At 73.1% G+C, this 15,728-nt stretch carries 13 protein-coding genes; 7 read left to right on the top strand and 6 right to left on the bottom strand.

The features are described 5' to 3' along the window. Positions 1-31: 31 nt before the first annotated feature. Both ACN9MM_RS11760 and ACN9MM_RS11755 read left to right on the top strand, forming a co-directional pair. Positions 32-1,054 carry an endonuclease/exonuclease/phosphatase family protein gene (locus ACN9MM_RS11760; protein WP_426363566.1) on the top strand — a complete coding sequence of 341 codons (1,023 nt, stop codon included), beginning with the start codon at positions 32-34 and terminating at the stop codon, positions 1,052-1,054. Positions 1,055-1,148: 94 nt separating this feature from the next. After that, positions 1,149-2,384 (top strand): MFS transporter, encoded by a 1,236-nt coding sequence (locus tag ACN9MM_RS11755; protein WP_426363565.1) that lies wholly within the window; start codon positions 1,149-1,151, stop codon positions 2,382-2,384. On the opposite strand, the gene ACN9MM_RS11750 is transcribed toward ACN9MM_RS11755, so the two are convergent. The 4 genes from ACN9MM_RS11750 to ACN9MM_RS11735 form a co-directional block, all read right to left on the bottom strand. Further along, on the bottom strand, positions 2,350-4,110 hold the full coding sequence (locus tag ACN9MM_RS11750) for an NAD+ synthase (RefSeq protein WP_426363564.1): 1,761 nt from the start codon (positions 4,108-4,110) through the stop codon (positions 2,350-2,352). The two genes, ACN9MM_RS11755 and ACN9MM_RS11750, sit on opposite strands and share 35 nt — an antisense overlap. A gap of 204 nt (positions 4,111-4,314) precedes the next feature. After that, positions 4,315-4,734 carry a CBS domain-containing protein gene (locus tag ACN9MM_RS11745; RefSeq protein ID WP_426363563.1) on the bottom strand — a complete coding sequence of 140 codons (420 nt, stop codon included), beginning with the start codon at positions 4,732-4,734 and terminating at the stop codon, positions 4,315-4,317. A 123-nt stretch (positions 4,735-4,857) separates the two neighbouring features. Continuing rightward, positions 4,858-5,487 (bottom strand): DUF305 domain-containing protein, encoded by a 630-nt coding sequence (locus tag ACN9MM_RS11740; RefSeq protein WP_426363562.1) that lies wholly within the window; start codon positions 5,485-5,487, stop codon positions 4,858-4,860. Further along, the gene (locus ACN9MM_RS11735) at positions 5,484-6,161 is read right to left on the bottom strand and encodes a DUF3105 domain-containing protein (RefSeq protein ID WP_426363561.1); all 678 of its coding nucleotides are present in this window, start codon (positions 6,159-6,161) and stop codon (positions 5,484-5,486) included. Before ACN9MM_RS11735 ends, ACN9MM_RS11740 begins: the two co-directional genes overlap by 4 nt. A gap of 746 nt (positions 6,162-6,907) precedes the next feature. On the opposite strand from ACN9MM_RS11735, the gene ACN9MM_RS11730 reads away from it, so the two are divergent. Genes ACN9MM_RS11730 through ACN9MM_RS11715 form a run of 4 tightly spaced genes read left to right on the top strand, consistent with a single transcriptional unit; the run spans position 6,908 to position 9,964 of the window. Continuing rightward, positions 6,908-8,269, top strand: a complete 1,362-nt coding sequence (locus ACN9MM_RS11730) for a glutamine synthetase family protein (RefSeq protein ID WP_015033133.1) — start codon at positions 6,908-6,910, stop codon at positions 8,267-8,269. A gap of 38 nt (positions 8,270-8,307) precedes the next feature. Beyond that, positions 8,308-8,709 (top strand): hypothetical protein, encoded by a 402-nt coding sequence (locus tag ACN9MM_RS11725; protein WP_426363560.1) that lies wholly within the window; start codon positions 8,308-8,310, stop codon positions 8,707-8,709. A 41-nt stretch (positions 8,710-8,750) separates the two neighbouring features. Beyond that, positions 8,751-9,239, top strand: coding sequence for a GNAT family N-acetyltransferase (locus ACN9MM_RS11720; protein WP_426363559.1), 489 nt, complete (start codon positions 8,751-8,753; stop codon positions 9,237-9,239). Between the two features lie 35 nt (positions 9,240-9,274). Continuing rightward, positions 9,275-9,964, top strand: coding sequence for a histone deacetylase (locus tag ACN9MM_RS11715; RefSeq protein WP_426363558.1), 690 nt, complete (start codon positions 9,275-9,277; stop codon positions 9,962-9,964). Here ACN9MM_RS11715 and ACN9MM_RS11710 read toward each other — a convergent pair. Both ACN9MM_RS11710 and ACN9MM_RS11705 read right to left on the bottom strand, forming a co-directional pair. Continuing rightward, on the bottom strand, positions 9,891-10,322 hold the full coding sequence (locus ACN9MM_RS11710; protein ID WP_426363557.1) for a VOC family protein: 432 nt from the start codon (positions 10,320-10,322) through the stop codon (positions 9,891-9,893). The two genes, ACN9MM_RS11715 and ACN9MM_RS11710, sit on opposite strands and share 74 nt — an antisense overlap. A gap of 60 nt (positions 10,323-10,382) precedes the next feature. Next, entirely contained in the window at positions 10,383-12,500 is a 2,118-nt protein-coding gene (locus tag ACN9MM_RS11705; protein WP_426363556.1) for a PIG-L family deacetylase, read from the bottom strand. A gap of 231 nt (positions 12,501-12,731) precedes the next feature. Between ACN9MM_RS11705 and ACN9MM_RS11700 the strand changes: the two genes are divergently transcribed. Beyond that, positions 12,732-15,719, top strand: coding sequence for a bifunctional [glutamine synthetase] adenylyltransferase/[glutamine synthetase]-adenylyl-L-tyrosine phosphorylase (locus ACN9MM_RS11700; protein ID WP_426363555.1), 2,988 nt, complete (start codon positions 12,732-12,734; stop codon positions 15,717-15,719). The last annotated feature ends 9 nt before the right edge of the window (positions 15,720-15,728 follow it).

The raw sequence follows: 15,728 nt of genomic DNA, 5'->3' as shown, positions 1-15,728 counted from the left end.
GGCAAGGCAGCAAGGCAGTGAGGACAGTGCGATGGCGCGGGTGGACATGACGGAGACCGACCACGGCGGCACGGGGGGCGGGCGTCCCGGATCCCGGTTCCGGACCGCGCTCGGCGGGCTCCGGCACGACCGGGGGATCTGGCGCCGGGGCATCCTGCTCGCGGTGACCGCCGTGGCGCTCACGGCGCTCATGGTGTTCCACTCCGACATCCCCAACCGGATCGGCAACCTGGGCAGTCTCACCGAGACCTTCCTGCCCTGGCTCGGCCTCTTCGTGCCGGTCCTCCTCGTGCTCGCCCTCGTGCGGCGCTCCGCCACCGCACTGATCGCCCTGCTGCTGCCGGCCGTGGTCTGGCTCAACCTCTTCGGCGGTCTCGTCGCCGACAAGTCGGCCCCGGGCGGCGACCTGACCGTCGCCACCCACAACGTGAACGCCGACAACCCCGACCCCGAGGGCACCGCCCGCGCGCTCGCGGCCTCCGGCGCCGACGTGCTCGCCCTGGAGGAGCTGAAGGGCGACATGGTCCCGGTCTACGAGAAGGGGCTCGCCGAGACCTACCCGTACCACTCCGTCCAGGGCACGGTCGGACTCTGGAGCAAGCTGCCGCTGCGCGCCGCGCAGCCCGTCGACATCCACATGGGCTGGACCCGCGCCATGCGCGCCTCCGTCGTCACCCCGAAGGGCGAGGTGGCCGTCTACGTCGCCCACCTGCCCTCCGTCCGGGTCAAGCTGAACGCCGGCTTCACCGCCAACCAACGCGACTCCAGCGCGAACGCGCTCGGCGAGGCCATCGCCGACGACCGCCACGAGCGGATCGTCCTCCTCGGTGACCTCAACGGCACCATGAACGACCGCGCGCTCAACGCCGTCACCTCGCAGCTGCGCTCCACCCAGGGAGCGGCGGGCGACGGCTTCGGCTTCAGCTGGCCGGCCTCGTTCCCGATGGCCCGCATCGACCAGATCATGGTCAAGGGCGTGGAGCCGGTGTCCTCCTGGGCGCTGCCGGAGACGAACAGCGACCACCTCCCGATCGCCGCGCGCGTGAAGCTCTGAAACCTCTCCTTCACCCTCCGGAAGCCCCCGGGAAGGAAACGTCTGAGACGATTTGTTTCGTCGAAGAACTAATTCCCGGGAAAGGCCCCTCACCATGCCCCTGGCGCTGCTCGCGCTCGCCGTCTCCGCCTTCGGCATCGGCACCACCGAATTCGTGATGATGGGCCTGCTCCCGCAGGTCGCCGACGACCTCGGCACCTCCGTCCCCACCGCCGGGTACCTCGTCTCGGCGTACGCGATCGGGGTGGTCGTCGGCGCCCCGCTGCTCACCGCCCTCGGCTCCCGGATCCCGCGCAAGCGGATGCTGCTCCTGCTGATGGCGCTCTTCACGGTCGGCAACCTCGCCTCCGCGCTCGCCCCCGGCTTCGGCTGGCTCGTCGCGGGCCGGGTCCTCGCCGGGCTCCCGCACGGCGCGTTCTTCGGCCTCGGCGCGGTCGTCGCCGCGCGTCTCGTGCGCGAGAACCGACAGGCGCGGGCGGTCGCCACGATGTTCCTCGGCCTCACCGTCGCCAACATCCTCGGTGTGCCGGCCGCGACCCTGCTCGGCCAGCACCTCGGCTGGCGCGCCACCTTCCTCGTGGTCTCCGTCATCGGCCTGGCGGCCATCGCCGCGCTCGCCCGCCTCGTCCCGCACGTGCCCGTGGACGAGCGGCAGGGCCTCGGCCGCGAGGTGCGCGCCCTCGGCAGGCCCCAGGTGCTTCTCGGCCTGCTCACGGCCGTCTTCGGCTTCGCGGGCGTCTTCGCGGTCTACTCGTACCTCGCCTCGATGACGACCGAGGTGATGGGCTTCGGCGACTCCACCGTCACGGTCGTCCTGGCCCTCTTCGGCCTGGGCATGACCGGCGGGGCGCTCGCCGCGGGCCCGCTGACCGACCGGGCGCTGCGCCCCACGCTGTACGGCTCGCTCGCGGCCCTCGTCCTCGCCCTGGTCGCCTTCCGCTTCACCGTCCACGTGCCCTGGCTCGCCCTGGTCACGGTCGTCGTGCTCGGCGCGGTCGGCTTCATGACGACCACCCCGCTCCAGATGCTGGTCATGAACAAGGCGAAGGACGCCCCGACGCTCGCCTCCGCCTCCAACCACTCCGCCTTCAACCTCGCCAACGCGGGCGGTGCCTGGGCCGGCGGGGCCGCCGTCGCCGCCGGCTGGGGCTGGACCTCCCCGGCCCTCGTCGGCGCGGGCCTCACGGCCGTCGGGCTGGCGATCGCGGCGGTGGCGGGCCTGCTCGACCGGGGTACGGCGAAGGGGGCCTCCCGGGTCGTCACGGGAAGCCCCCTCACGGCGGAAGGCGCCGACGTCAGCCGGACGCCGTCTCCCGCCAGCCGTTCGTGATCGGCAGCCGCCGGTCCTTGCCGAAGCCCTTCGCCGAGATCTTGGTGCCCGGCGGGTACTGGCGCCGCTTGTATTCCGCCCTGTCCACCATCTGCAGCGTCCGCGCCACCAGCTCCTCGTCGAACCCGGCCGCCACGATGGCGTCGAGGCCCTGGTCCCGGTCCACGTACAGCGCGAGGACCGCGTCCAGGACGTCGTAGTCCGGCAGCGAGTCCGTGTCGACCTGGCCCGGCCGCAGCTCGGCGCTGGGCGGCTTGCTGATCGAGCTCTCCGGGATCGGCGGCGTCTGGCCGCGCTCCTCGGCCGCCCGGTTCCGCCAGCGCGCGAGCCGGAAGACGTCCGACTTGTAGACGTCCTTGATGGGGCCGAACGCGCCGACGGAGTCGCCGTACAGCGTCGAGTACCCCACCGCCAGCTCCGACTTGTTGCCGGGCGCCAGGACGATGTGGCCCTCCTGGTTGGAGAGCGCCATCAGCATCGTGCCGCGCAGCCGCGACTGGAGGTTCTCCTCGGCGAGCCCGGTGAGCCCGAGCGCACCCATGTACGCGTCGAACATCGGCTCGATCGACACCGTGCGGAAGTGCAGCCCGGTCCGGCGGGCCAGTTCGGCCGCGTCGCCGCGCGAGTGGTCGGAGGAGTACCTGGACGGCATCGACACGCCGTACACCTGGTCCGCGCCGAGCGCGTCGCAGGCGATCGACGCGACGAGCGCCGAGTCGATGCCGCCGGACAGGCCGATCAGGACCGAGCGGAAACCGTTCTTCGCGACGTACGCCCGCAGTCCGATCACCAGCGCCGAGTACACCTCCTCGTCGTCGTCGAGCCGGTGCGCGTAGCCGCCCGTCAGCTCCGGCTCGTACGCGGGCAGCGGCTCCTCCGACAGCACCACCCGGTCGATCCGCAGCCCGTCGTCCACCAGGCCCTCGGGCGCGTCGGCCCCGGCCGCCGGCAGCTCCAGATCGAGGATCACGCTGCCCTCCACGAACTGCGGGGCCCGCGCGACCACTTCGCCGGCCGCGTCCACGACGATCGAGTCGCCGTCGAAGACCAGCTCGTCCTGACCGCCCGTCATCGCCAGGTACGCGGTGACGCACCCGGCCTCCTGGGCCCGCTTGCGGACCAGTTCGAGCCGGGTGTCGTCCTTGTTCCGCTCGTACGGCGAGGCGTTGACCGACAGGAGCAGTCCCGCCCGGGCGCTGCGCGCCGCCGGCACCCGGCCGCCCTCCTGCCAGAGGTCCTCGCAGATCGCGAGGGCCACGTCCACGCCGCGGACGCGGACCACCGGCAGGGTGTCGCCCTGCACGAAGTAGCGGTACTCGTCGAAGACGCCGTAGTTCGGCAGGTGGTGCTTGGCGAAGCGCAGCACCACCTCCCCGCCGTACAGCACGGCGGCGGCGTTCTCCGGCGACCCGGCGGGCCTGCCGAGCCTCGGCGCGGCCCGCTCGGAGCGGTCGAGGTAGCCGACCACGACCGGCAGCTCCCCGAACCCCTCGTCCGCGAGCCGCCGGGCGAGCCCGCGCAGGGCCGTCCGGGACGCCTCGACGAAGGAGGAGCGCAGCGCGAGGTCCTCGACGGGATATCCGGTCAGCGCCATCTCGGGGAACGCGACGAGATGCGCGCCCTGCCCGGCGGCGTGCCGGGTCCAGTGCACGATCGTCTCGGCGTTCCCGGCGATGTCTCCCACGGTCGAGTCGATCTGATTCAGGGCGAGGCGTAGTTGAGGCACCCGCCCAGTGTAATCGTCAGACCGACGCTATGTCCTGGGGTACGTCCACTCCGACCACCGAAAGCCTTCCGCCGCACCCCGGCGTCCGAGCCGGTACGTCCGGGCGTGTCCCGCGTGCGGCCGGCGGTCTGCTCACGGACCGTCGGGCCACCCGGTGACGCGTGACCGCCCGGACGCGGTGGCCCGGGCGGTCCCGCGTACCGGTCAGGAAGCGGAGTAGACGCTCATGCAGAACGACTTGATCTGCTCGTCCGACAGGTGCTGGGCCAGATCGGCCTCGCTGATCATGCCGACGAGCCGCTTGTCCTCGATGACGGGAAGCCGCCGGATCTGGTGGCCCTGCATCTCCTCCAGGACGGCGCCGACGTCCGCGTCCGACTCGACCCAGCGCGGGGTGCCCTTCGCCATCTCGCCGCAGGTCACCTTCGCCGGATCGCGGCCCATGGCCACACAGCCGACCACGATGTCGCGGTCCGTGAGGATGCCGCAGAGCCGTTCGTTCTCGTCGGCGATGGGCAGTGCGCCCACGTTCAGGTTGCGCATCAGCTGGGCGGCGCGGTCGAGCGTCTCGTGTGCCGGGATCCACTGGGCCCCGGGATGCATGATGTCCTTCGCCGTGGTCATGGGGTGCGTACCTTTCGTCGAACACCGTCGTACGAACTCCCCGAGCCCACCCATTGTCGGCGGACGGCTCGGCCCCCGCGACCGCAGCGGGTCACGGGGGCCGAGCGCCTCGTCCGGCGGGGGTCAGGCCCCGCGCTTCCTCAGCATGTCCGCCATCAGCGCCATCTCGGACGTCTGCGCGTCGACCATGCCCTGCGCGAGGTTCCGCTCCAGGGCCACGCCGCACTTCTGGACGCAGCCCTCGGCCATGTGGACCCCGCCCCTGTGGTGCGCGGTCATGAGCTTCAGGTACAGGACCTCGGCCTTCCGGCCACTGGCCTTGCGCAACTCGTCCAGCTGCGCGTCCGTCGCCATGCCCGGCATCAGGGCCCCGTCCAGCGAGTCCGCGTCGGCCGAGACGCCCATGCCCATCCAGGTCATCGGCTCGACACCGGACTCGTTCTTCGGCAGGCCCCACAGGTCGAGCCAGCCGAGCATCATGCCCCGCTGGTTGGCCTGCGTGTTGGCGATGTCGTACGCGAGCCGCCGGACCTCCTCGTCCTTCGTCCGGTCCCGGACGATGAACGACATCTCGACGGCCTGCTGGTGATGGACCGACATGTCCCGGGCGAAGCCGGCGTCCGCCGACGTGGAGGCCGGGGTGTCCGGGGCCTCGTCGCGGTCGGCGGAGGCGACGGTGACCGCGCCCCCGGCGAACAGCAGCGCCAGCGCGACGGCGGTGACCGCCGCCCCCTGCGTCCGGTTGAGCCTCACTGGCCCATCCCCGTACCGCCCTGCCCGTCCGCACCGATGCCGCCGGTGCAGGCGGCACCCGGCTCCGGGGTCTGCGGACCCTGGACGTACTTCGTGAAGAAGGCGTCGACGCGCGGGTCGTCCGCCCCGTCCACGGTCACCTGCTTGCCCCAGGCGGACAGCATGATCGCCCCGGTCTGGTCGTCCATGGGGCTCATCAGCGAGTACTTGGTCTTGCCGACCTTGTCGGCCAGCTTCTTCACGTCGGCCTGGGACGCCTGCTTGTTGTACGTCACCCAGACGGCCCCGTGCTCCAGGGAGTGCACGGCGTTCATGTCGCCGACCTTCTTGTCGTAGACGACGCCGTCGCAGTTCATCCAGACCTGGTTGTGGTCACCGCCGACCGGCGGCTTCATGTCGTACTTCACGGTCGTGGTGACGTGGTTGCGGCCGAGCTTCTTCGCGTCCCACGTCTTCTCGCCGGCGATCGGGGCCTTGGCGGCGGCCTCGGCCTTGTCCTTCTTGTCGGACTCCTTCATCAGGATGAAGGTGCCGAAGCCGACGAGGCTCAGCACGACGACGGACGAGATGCCGATGGTGATCAGACGGTTGCGGCGCTCGCGTGCCTGCTCGGCGCGGCGCATCTCCTCTATTCGGGCGCGGCGGTCGGCGGTGGCGGAGCGGTTGGCGGCCATGGTGGTGTCGTCCTTCTTCAGGAGTGGGGTGGAGTTCGGGGGTGGACGTGCGGGGGCGGGGTCCGCCTCGTGGCGGGACGCCCGACGCCGTCACGTCCGGAGAACTTGAAGGACGTGCAGGTCCGGCGCGCGCGGCCGGGCGTCCGGGCGGCGCGCCGCCCCGTCACCGGAAGGCGGTGCCAGACGCGGCGACCCGCCCGTCGCCTGGAGCGGGGGGTCGAGCGGGGGCGCGCTGAGCACCGCGGGGGAGAGCGAGGGGAAGAGGGAGCAGCCGCCGCGGTCGTACGGGCAGACGTACTCGCCGGTGGCGGCCGTGGCCGCGGAGACGGCGGCACCGGCCGCGCCCGTGGCCCGCGGAGCCTCCTCGTGGTGGGTCCGTGCCCCGTCCGGCCCCGTCCCCAGACAGAGGAAGAGCGCGGCGAGGAGCGTCGCCACGGCACTCGCCAGTGCCATGGGACGCGCGTGTCGGGACAGGCGTACGAGCCGTGGGGCCCCCATGGGCGCAGATCGTAGTGGGCGGGAGGCCCTTGTGGGCCGAACGGGGTACCACTCGGTACCGGCGGGCAGACACCGGTCGGGTGCACAACCACCCGGATCCGGCCGTTCTCCCGTTACCTGAGTCACACCCGAGCAGGCAGTATGGGTGTGCAACGTGCGCGAAACCATGTGGTGGGATGCTCAGGTGCCCCCCGATGTACCGGAGGCGGTGGGAGCAGGCGGCCTGACCAGCGAGGATGGGTGTGGAAATGGACAAGCAGCAGGAATTTGTGCTCCGTACGCTCGAGGAGCGCGACATCCGCTTCGTACGTCTGTGGTTCACCGACGTGCTCGGCTTCCTGAAGTCGGTGGCCGTGGCCCCCGCCGAGCTGGAACAGGCCTTCGACGAGGGCATCGGCTTCGACGGCTCCGCGATCGAGGGCTTCGCCCGGGTGTACGAGTCGGACATGATCGCCAAGCCGGACCCGGGCACCTTCCAGATCCTGCCGTGGCGCGCCGAGGCCCCGGGCACGGCGCGGATGTTCTGCGACATCCTCATGCCCGACGGCTCGCCGTCCTTCGCGGACCCCCGGTACGTCCTCAAGCGGGCCCTGGCCAAGACCTCCGACCTCGGCTTCACCTTCTACACCCACCCCGAGATCGAGTTCTTCCTCCTGAAGGACAAGCCGCTCGACGGCACCCGGCCGACCCCGGCCGACAACTCGGGCTACTTCGACCACACCCCGCAGAACGTCGGCATGGACTTCCGCCGCCAGGCCATCACCATGCTCGAGTCGATGGGCATCTCGGTGGAGTTCTCCCACCACGAGGGCGCGCCCGGCCAGCAGGAGATCGACCTCCGCTACGCGGACGCGCTGTCCACGGCGGACAACATCATGACCTTCCGCCTGGTCATGAAGCAGGTGGCGCTGGAGCAGGGCGTGCAGGCCACGTTCATGCCGAAGCCGTTCTCGGACTACCCGGGCTCGGGCATGCACACCCACCTGTCGCTCTTCGAGGGCGACCGGAACGCGTTCTACGAGTCGGGCGCCGAGTACCAGCTGTCGAAGGTGGGCCGCTCCTTCATCGCGGGCCTCCTGAAGCACGCGGGCGAGATCTCCGCCGTCACCAACCAGTGGGTCAACTCGTACAAGCGCATCTGGGGCGGCTCGTCCCGGACGGCCGGTTCGGGCGGCGAGGCCCCCTCGTACATCTGCTGGGGCCACAACAACCGCTCGGCCCTCATCCGCGTCCCGATGTACAAGCCGGGCAAGACGGGCTCCTCCCGCGTCGAGGTCCGCTCCATCGACTCCGGCGCCAACCCGTACCTGACGTACGCGGTCCTCCTCGCCGCGGGCCTCAAGGGCATCGAGGAGGGCTACGAACTCCCGGCCGGCGCCGACGACGACGTCTGGGCCCTCTCCGACGCGGAGCGCCGCGCGATGGGCATCGAGCCGCTCCCGCAGAACCTGGGCGAGGCGATCGCCCTGATGGAGAAGAGCGAACTGGTCGCCGAGACGCTGGGTGAGCACGTCTTCGACTTCTTCCTCCGCAACAAGAAGCAGGAGTGGGAGGAGTACCGCTCCGAGGTCACCGCCTTCGAGCTCCGGAAGAACCTGCCGGTGCTGTGACGGGGGACGCTTCCCGGCGCGGTCCGGTCACGGAGCTCGTGCCCACGCGCGTCAACCGCGTGGCCCACACGGTGCTCGGTCTCGCGCCGGGGGCCGGCCTCCTCGCGTACGGGGTGGAGGCCGCGACCGTCCCGGAGCGGGCGGTGGCGGCCGTCGCCGTCCTGGTGTGCGGGGGCCTGGCCGTGCGCGGGTACCGCGCGGGGGTCCGGTGCGAGCCCGAGCGGCTCGTGGTCCGCGGGTTCCTGTGGTCGCGGGCGATACCGCGGGCGGCCGTCACCGGTGTCACGGGATTCCCCGCCGTCCGCTGGACCTCGCCCGGGGGCCGGCGCCGCCGGACGCCGGTCGCGGCGTTCACGACGGTCTCGGGGGAGACCGGCGGGGTCCGGTCGCGCAAGCGGGACAACACCGCGCGGCTGCGGCGCTGGGCGGCGCGCGGCTAAATCCGTTGCCCGCGTCCCCGGAGCCGCTTCACACTGCGGCAGTGAAGATCGAATCCGTCGCCACCGCGCGGCTCCTGTTGTATCCGTTGAGCGTGGACGAGGCCGAGCGCGTCGTCGCCCGGGAGTCCGGGCCCGGGGACCGCTGGGGGGAGGGCTATCCCGGTGACGGGGACGTCCGGGCCAACACCGGGTTCCTGCGGGGACTCGCCGAGCGCGGGGATCCGGGGCCGTACCGGACCTACGAGATACGGCTCGACGGCGTCGCCGTCGGCGGCATCGGCTTCCACGGGCCCCCGGACGAGATCGGCGTCGCGACCGTCGGGTACGGGCTCGTGCCGTCCGTGCGCGGGAAGGGCTACGCCTCCGAGGCGCTGCGGGCGCTCCTGGAGATCGCCCGGACGGCCGGCGCCGCCGGGGTGAAGGGCGACGCCGACCTGGACAACCCGGCCTCCCACCGGGTGATGGAGGCCGCCGGGATGCGGTGCGTCGCGGAGGACGACGAGCTCCGCCACTTCTACCTGGGTTTCTAGGGCCTACGGCTCCGCCCGCGCTAGCGTCGGGCCTCATGCGGGAACCCGAGAACCGTGTCTGGTACGCCGCCTACGGCTCCAACACGCACGCCGAGCGCCTGCGGTACTACCTCGACGGCGGCCGTCCGCCGGAAGCCGCGCGGGAGTTCCCCGGGTGCCGGGACCCGCGCCCGCCCGAGCGGTCCGTGCCGGTCGTGCTGCCCGGCCGGGTGTACTTCGCGGGCGACTCGCCCGTGTGGGGCGGCGGGCTCGCCTTCTACGACCCGGCGCCCGACGGCACCGCGTGGGGGGTCGCCCACCTGCTGACGGCCGGCCAGTTCTCGGACATCGCGGCCCAGGAGATGTACCGCGAGCCCGGTGACGACCTCGATCTGGCCGAGGTCGTCGCCACTGGGTGCGGCGCGCTCGGCCCCGGGCGGTACGAGACGCTCGTGTGCCCCGGTCTCCTCGACGGGCTCCCGGTGCTGACGTTCACCGCCCCGTGGTCGATGCCGCACGAGGACGGGCTGCGGGCGCCGTCCGCCGCCTACCTGCGGCACCTGGCGGCCGGGCTGGGACGGACCGGGGCCTGGGCGCACACCGAGGTCGCCGCCTATCTCGCCGCCTGTCCCGGTGCCGCCGGGCACTGGACGGCCGCGGCGGTGGCCGGTCTCAGCGTTCCGACAGCTCCGACGGGGCCTCCTGCACCACCCAGCCGTTGCCGTCCGGATCCGCGAAGGTCATGAACGAGTTCCAGGTCTCGCCCTTGCCGTCCTCCCAGCCCGCCGCACCGACGTGCATCATCGGCGAGACGCCGACCCCCCGGGCGACGAGCGCCTCCCGCGCCGCGTCGAGGTCCGTGACGCACAGCTGGAGCCCCTGCAGGCTGCCCGGAGCCATCTCCTTCGTGCCGGGCATCTGCGGCATGCCGCTGACCATCGCGATCGAGCAGCGCGAGCCGGGCGGCGTCGCCTGGATGACGCGCACGCCGGGCGCCACCTCGTTGTCCAGGTCGATCGTGAAGCCGCACTTCCCGCCGTAGAACTCCTTCGCCCGGTCCAGGTCGGTGACGGGGACCGTGACGACTTCCAGCGTGATGTTCATGGGGACCACGGTCCCGCACGGGACCGGTCCACGCACCCGGAACGGCGTACCGGAACGAGGTCAGCGTGCCGCCGGCGTCCAGTGCAGCCGGCCGTCCAGGCCGATCGCCGCCACCCCGTCCGTACCGGCGTCCGGAGCCCCGGAGAACAGGAACTTCTCCAGCGTCCACACCGGGCGCGTCCCGGCCCGCCCGTGCGGGGCCGTCGCCAGGAAGCCGGTGCGGGACCGGACCGCGAGGAGGCCGTCGCCGCCGCTGACCGGGCCGAAGCCCGCGACGCCGGTTCCGGCCAGCTCCGTGATCGGGGAGACCGGGCCCGCGCCGGAGAAGTCGGCGCTGCGCAGGTCGCCGGAGGCCGGCTTGCGGAACCAGAGCCGTACGCCGTCGCCGTCCGGCGCCGCGCCCGCGCTCAGCGCGAGGGTCGTCGGCGGCAGCCCGGTCAGGGACGGGCCGGTCAGCGGCCCGCCGGGGGTCCGCTCGGCCCAGGCGAGGACGGTGACGGGGGTGCTGGCGAAGACGTGGCCGCGGCCGTTCGCGTCCGTCGCGGCCACCGGGTCGCCGTAGACCTCGGTGCCGCCCAGCGACCGCCACGGGGCCCAGCCGCCGTCGGCCAGCTGCTCGCGGGCCGTCAGCCGGTGCAGGCTGTCCCGCACGATCACGGTGGCCCGGCCGTCGGCGGCCACCGTCACGGCGGGGGCGCTGATGTCCGAGGTCCCTTCGGCGTCGCTCCGCTCGGGCGTGCCGAGCGAGTTCCAGGCGCCGAAGGCGCCGCCGGGGGCCGACTGGACGGTGGTGACGACCTCGCGGCGGTAGGCGGCCGCGTCGCCGCCGAGCACCGTACGGGTGCCGAAGACGGCGATGCGGCCGTCCGGCAGGGTCACGGAGGTGACCCCGCTGTCGAGGCCCGCGCCGGGCAGCAGCTCAGGACCCCGCCAGGCCACGGCGTCGGCCGGCTTCCGCCAGGCCGCCAGGTGCCCGTCGAGGACGGAGAAGGCGTGCAGCCCGCCGTCGGGGTCGCGCTGGACCCAGGAGGTGGAGGTGCCCCGGGCGTAGCGGACGGTCTGGGTCCAGCCCCGCCCGCCGGGCCGCGCGGCGACCTTCAGGTCGCCGCAGCCGGCGTCGGTCTCGCAGTCGTGGACCCCGTCCAGCCAGGAGTAGGTCTTGAGGGTCTTCAGCTTCGCGTCGGCCGTCACGGGGTCGAGGGTGTGCGGCAGGACGCTGGTCGGGTAGCCGAGGTAGTTCTGCACGCCGACGTGCGGGTGCCCGGGCAGTTGCGCGTACCGGGCGAGCGCGGTCTGCACGAACCGCGCCCCGAACAGGTGGTCCTGGTGGTCCCGGAACTTCCCGCTCCCCGGGTACGTGCCGGGGCTCGGGTCCTGCATCCGTACGAAGGTCGGCCGGAACCGCTCCAGGATCCCGGTCAGCGTGGCGACGACCTGTTCCCTCGTGTAGGCGAAGTCGGCGGAGACCGGGGTGCCGGCGGAGCGCTGCGACTCCAGCGTGGTGATCCGGCCCGTCCACAGGCCGTGGAGACTGTGCGGCCGGTCGCCGTTGGTGGCGCCGGCCTCACGTATCTGCAGCCACACGAGCTTGATCTGCGGCCGGGCGCGCAGGGTGTCCAGCTCGGCCCACCCGCCGCCGGCCGTGGGTATCGCCTCCCGGTCCCAGACGGAGGTCCTGCTGCCGGTGGCCATCTCGGCGTACGCGGCGCGTATGCCGTTCTGCCGGGCCTCGGCGTAGCCGGCCTTGTCCCGCGGGGCGGCCTTGGCGTCGCGGGGGCGGGCGTTGACGCCGTCGGACTCGCCGGCGGTGAGGTAGACGCCGGTGAGGGGGCTGCCGGAGCGCAGGGACTGAGAGGTGTCCGGGTTCATGAAGAACAGGTCGTCGTCCGGGTGGGCCACGATCTGCACGACGGACACCGGGGACCGGGTCCCCCGTCCGGGCTTCCCGGCCTTCCCCGGCTTCCCGTTCGCCTCGGCCGGCAGGACCCTCGTCGGCGCGTGCGTCGCCGGGGACGTCGCCGGGGAGGTGGTGTCCTCCACCGCGTGCGCCGACGGCGTGCGCGGCGCCCCGGTCACCGTGAGGAGCCCGACGAACGTGCCGCCCACCAGGGCGGCCGTCACCACCGTGGCGGCGGTCCTGCGGCGGGACGGGCGGGCGGGGCGGCGGAGGACGCGCATGTTCGGTGGGGTGCTTTCCACAAGAGGTCGGACGAGCGGGACCGTCCCGCGGAAGGCAAGACGAACTTTCAAGGAATACGGTTCATCGGCCTCGAAAAGCCACCGATGTGCGAGACGTCACGTGCGATCCGCCGCGAACCGCAGGCCTGGACGCCCGCGCGTCCGGCGGGGGCTAGGCTCGATGTCCCGGGTTCGTCCCGGGGCTTGGACCTGCTCGGAGGGAGCGGCGGAATGACGGTGCCGGGACGCAGGAGCAGCACGTTCTCACGTCTGCTGCGGCACGGGTTCACCGACCCCTCGGGGGCCGAACGGCTCCTGGACGTGCCCGAGCTGTCCGCGCTGCGCGGCGACTCCGTCCTCCTCGACGCCCTCGGCGCCACCGCCGACCCCGATCTCGCCCTGCGCGGCCTGGTCCGGCTCGTCGAGGCCCAGCCCGAGACGGAGCGGGGGACCCTCACCACCACGCTGCTCTCCGCGAAGCCGTTCCGGGACCGGCTCCTCGGGGTGCTCGGCGCCTCCGAGGCGCTCGCGGACCACCTGGCCCGGCACCCCCGCGACTGGGAGACCCTCGTCACGTACGAGGCTGCCGACCTGCACCCGGGGGTCGCCGAGTTCGAGCAGGGGCTCGCCGAGGCCACCGACCCGGTGTCGCTGCGGGTCGCCTACCGCCGCTGCCTGCTCGCCATAGCGGCCCGTGACGTGTGCGGCACCGCCGACCTCGCCCAGACCGCCGCCGAGCTCGCCGACCTGGCGACGGCGACCCTGCGCGCCGCGCTCGCCATCGCCCGTACGGCCGAACCCGCCGACGCCGCGATGTGCCGGCTCGCGGTGATCGCCATGGGCAAGTGCGGCGGCCACGAGCTGAACTACGTCTCCGACGTCGACGTGATCTTCGTCGGCGAGCCCGCGGACGGCGCGGACGAGGGCAAGGCGATCCAGGCCGCCACGCGGCTCGCCTCCCACCTGATGCGGATCTGCTCGGAGACCACCGTCGAGGGCACCATCTGGCCGGTCGACGCCAACCTGCGCCCCGAGGGCCGCAACGGCCCCCTCGTCCGCACCCTCTCCTCCCACCTCGCCTACTACCAGCGGTGGGCGAAGACCTGGGAGTTCCAGGCGCTCCTGAAGGCGCGCGCGGTGGCCGGGGACCCGGAGCTCGGCGCCCAGTACATCGACGCCGTCTCCCCGCTCGTCTGGCAGGCCGCCGAGCGCGAGAACTTCGTCCCCGACGTGCAGAAGATGCGCCGCCGCGTCGTCGACAACATCCCGGTGGCCCAGGTCGAACGCGAGCTCAAGCTGGGACCCGGCGGACTCAGGGACGTCGAGTTCGCCGTGCAGCTCCTCCAGCTGGTGCACGGCCGCAGCGACGCCACGCTGCACAGCGGCACGACCCTCGACGCGCTCGCCGCCCTCGCCGCCGGCGGCTACGTCGGCCGCGCCGACGCCTCCCAGCTCGACGAGGCGTACCGCTTCCTGCGGTCCATGGAGCACCGCATCCAGCTCCACCGGCTGCGCCGCACCCACCTCGTCCCCGAGGACGAGGCCGACCTGCGCCGCCTCGGCCGCTCCCTCGGGCTGCGCACCGACCCGGTCTCCGAGCTCAACAAGGAGTGGAAGCGGCACGCGGCCGTCGTCCGGCGGCTGCACGAGAAGCTGTTCTACCGGCCGCTGCTCGACGCGGTCGCCCAGCTCGCCCCCGGCGAGATCCGGCTCAGCCCGAAGGCCGCCGGGCAGCGCCTCGAAGCCCTCGGGTACGCCGACCCGACCGCCGCCCTGCGCCACCTGGAGGCGCTGGCCTCCGGGGTGAGCCGGAAGGCCGCGATCCAGCGGACGCTGCTGCCGGTGCTGCTCGGCTGGTTCGCCGACTCGGCGGACCCGGACGCCGGACTCCTCGGCTTCCGCAAGGTCTCCGACGCCCTCGGCAAGACCCCCTGGTACCTGCGGCTGCTCCGCGACGAGGGCGCCGCCGCCGAGAACCTCGCCCGGGTGCTCTCCGCCGGGCGCCTCGCCCCGGACCTGCTGCTCCGCGCCCCCGAGGCCGTCGCGATCCTCGGCGACCCGGAGGGTCTGAGGCCGCGCGGCCGGGACCATCTGGAGCAGGAGGTCCTGGCGGCGGTGGGCCGCGCGGACGACGCCGAGCAGGCGGTGGCGGCGGCCCGCGGGGTGCGCCGCCGGGAGCTGTTCCGTACGGCCGCGGCCGATCTCATCGGCTCGTACGGCACCGAGGACAGCCCCCGCGAGCCCGACCCGGGCGCGCTCGTCGACCGGGTGGGGGAGGCCGTCACCGACCTCAACGCGTCGACGATCGCCGGCGCCCTGCGGGCCGCCGTGCGCGCCGAGTGGGGTGACGAGCTGCCGACCCGGTTCGTGGTCATCGGCATGGGCCGCTTCGGCGGCCACGAGCTGGGGTACGGCTCCGACGCCGACGTGCTGTTCGTGCACGAGCCGCGGGAGGGCGTCGACGAGCTGGAGGCGGCCAAGGCCGCGAACCGGGTGGTCGCCGAGATGCGACGGCTCCTCCAACTTCCCACCGCCGACCCGCCGTTGCTCATCGACGCGGACCTGCGGCCGGAGGGCAAGAGCGGCCCCCTGGTGCGCAGCCTGAAGTCGTACGAGGCCTACTACCGCCGCTGGTCGCTCGTCTGGGAGAGCCAGGCGCTGCTGCGCGCCGAACCCATGGCGGGGGACCGCGAGCTGGGCGAGCGGTTCGTCGAGCTCGTCGACCCGCTGCGCTACCCGGCCGAGGGGCTCGGAGAGGACGCGGTCCGCGAGATCCGCCGCCTCAAGGCCCGGATGGAGTCCGAGCGGCTGCCGCGCGGCGCCGACCCGACCCTCCACGCCAAGCTCGGGCGCGGCGGGCTCAGTGACGTCGAGTGGACGGTCCAGCTGCTCCAGATGCGGCACGGCTGGGTCGAACCGGGCCTGCGGACGACCCGGACCCGCGAGGCCCTGCGCGCCGCGCACGCGGCGGGCCTGATCCCGACGGAGGAGGCGCAGACCCTCGACGAGGCCTGGGTGCTCGCCACCCGCGTGCGCAACGCGGTGATGCTGGTCCGCGGCCGCCCGGGCGACACGTTCCCCTCGGATCCGCGCGAACTCGCGGCGGTCGCGCGGTACCTGGGGTACGAGCCGGGGCACGTCGGCGAGATGGTCGACGACTACCGGCGCATCACCCGCCGGGCCAGGGCCGTCGTCGAGGAGCTCTTCTACGGGGCGTAGCGGCGGCGC

Source organism: Streptomyces sp. E-08 (assembly GCF_049913095.1).
Lineage (GTDB): Bacteria > Actinomycetota > Actinomycetes > Streptomycetales > Streptomycetaceae > Streptomyces.
This window is presented reverse-complemented; position numbering and strand designations above follow the sequence as displayed.

Coding starts and splice junctions, on each gene's coding strand:
- ACN9MM_RS11760 (WP_426363566.1), top strand. CDS start 32: ATGGCGCGGGTGGACATGACGGAGACCGACCACGGCGGCACGGGGGGC.
- ACN9MM_RS11755 (WP_426363565.1), top strand. CDS start 1,149: ATGCCCCTGGCGCTGCTCGCGCTCGCCGTCTCCGCCTTCGGCATCGGC.
- ACN9MM_RS11745 (WP_426363563.1), bottom strand. CDS start 4,734: ATGACCACGGCGAAGGACATCATGCATCCCGGGGCCCAGTGGATCCCG.
- ACN9MM_RS11735 (WP_426363561.1), bottom strand. CDS start 6,161: ATGGCCGCCAACCGCTCCGCCACCGCCGACCGCCGCGCCCGAATAGAG.
- ACN9MM_RS11730 (WP_015033133.1), top strand. CDS start 6,908: ATGGACAAGCAGCAGGAATTTGTGCTCCGTACGCTCGAGGAGCGCGAC.
- ACN9MM_RS11715 (WP_426363558.1), top strand. CDS start 9,275: ATGCGGGAACCCGAGAACCGTGTCTGGTACGCCGCCTACGGCTCCAAC.
- ACN9MM_RS11710 (WP_426363557.1), bottom strand. CDS start 10,322: ATGAACATCACGCTGGAAGTCGTCACGGTCCCCGTCACCGACCTGGAC.
- ACN9MM_RS11705 (WP_426363556.1), bottom strand. CDS start 12,500: ATGCGCGTCCTCCGCCGCCCCGCCCGCCCGTCCCGCCGCAGGACCGCC.
- ACN9MM_RS11700 (WP_426363555.1), top strand. CDS start 12,732: ATGACGGTGCCGGGACGCAGGAGCAGCACGTTCTCACGTCTGCTGCGG.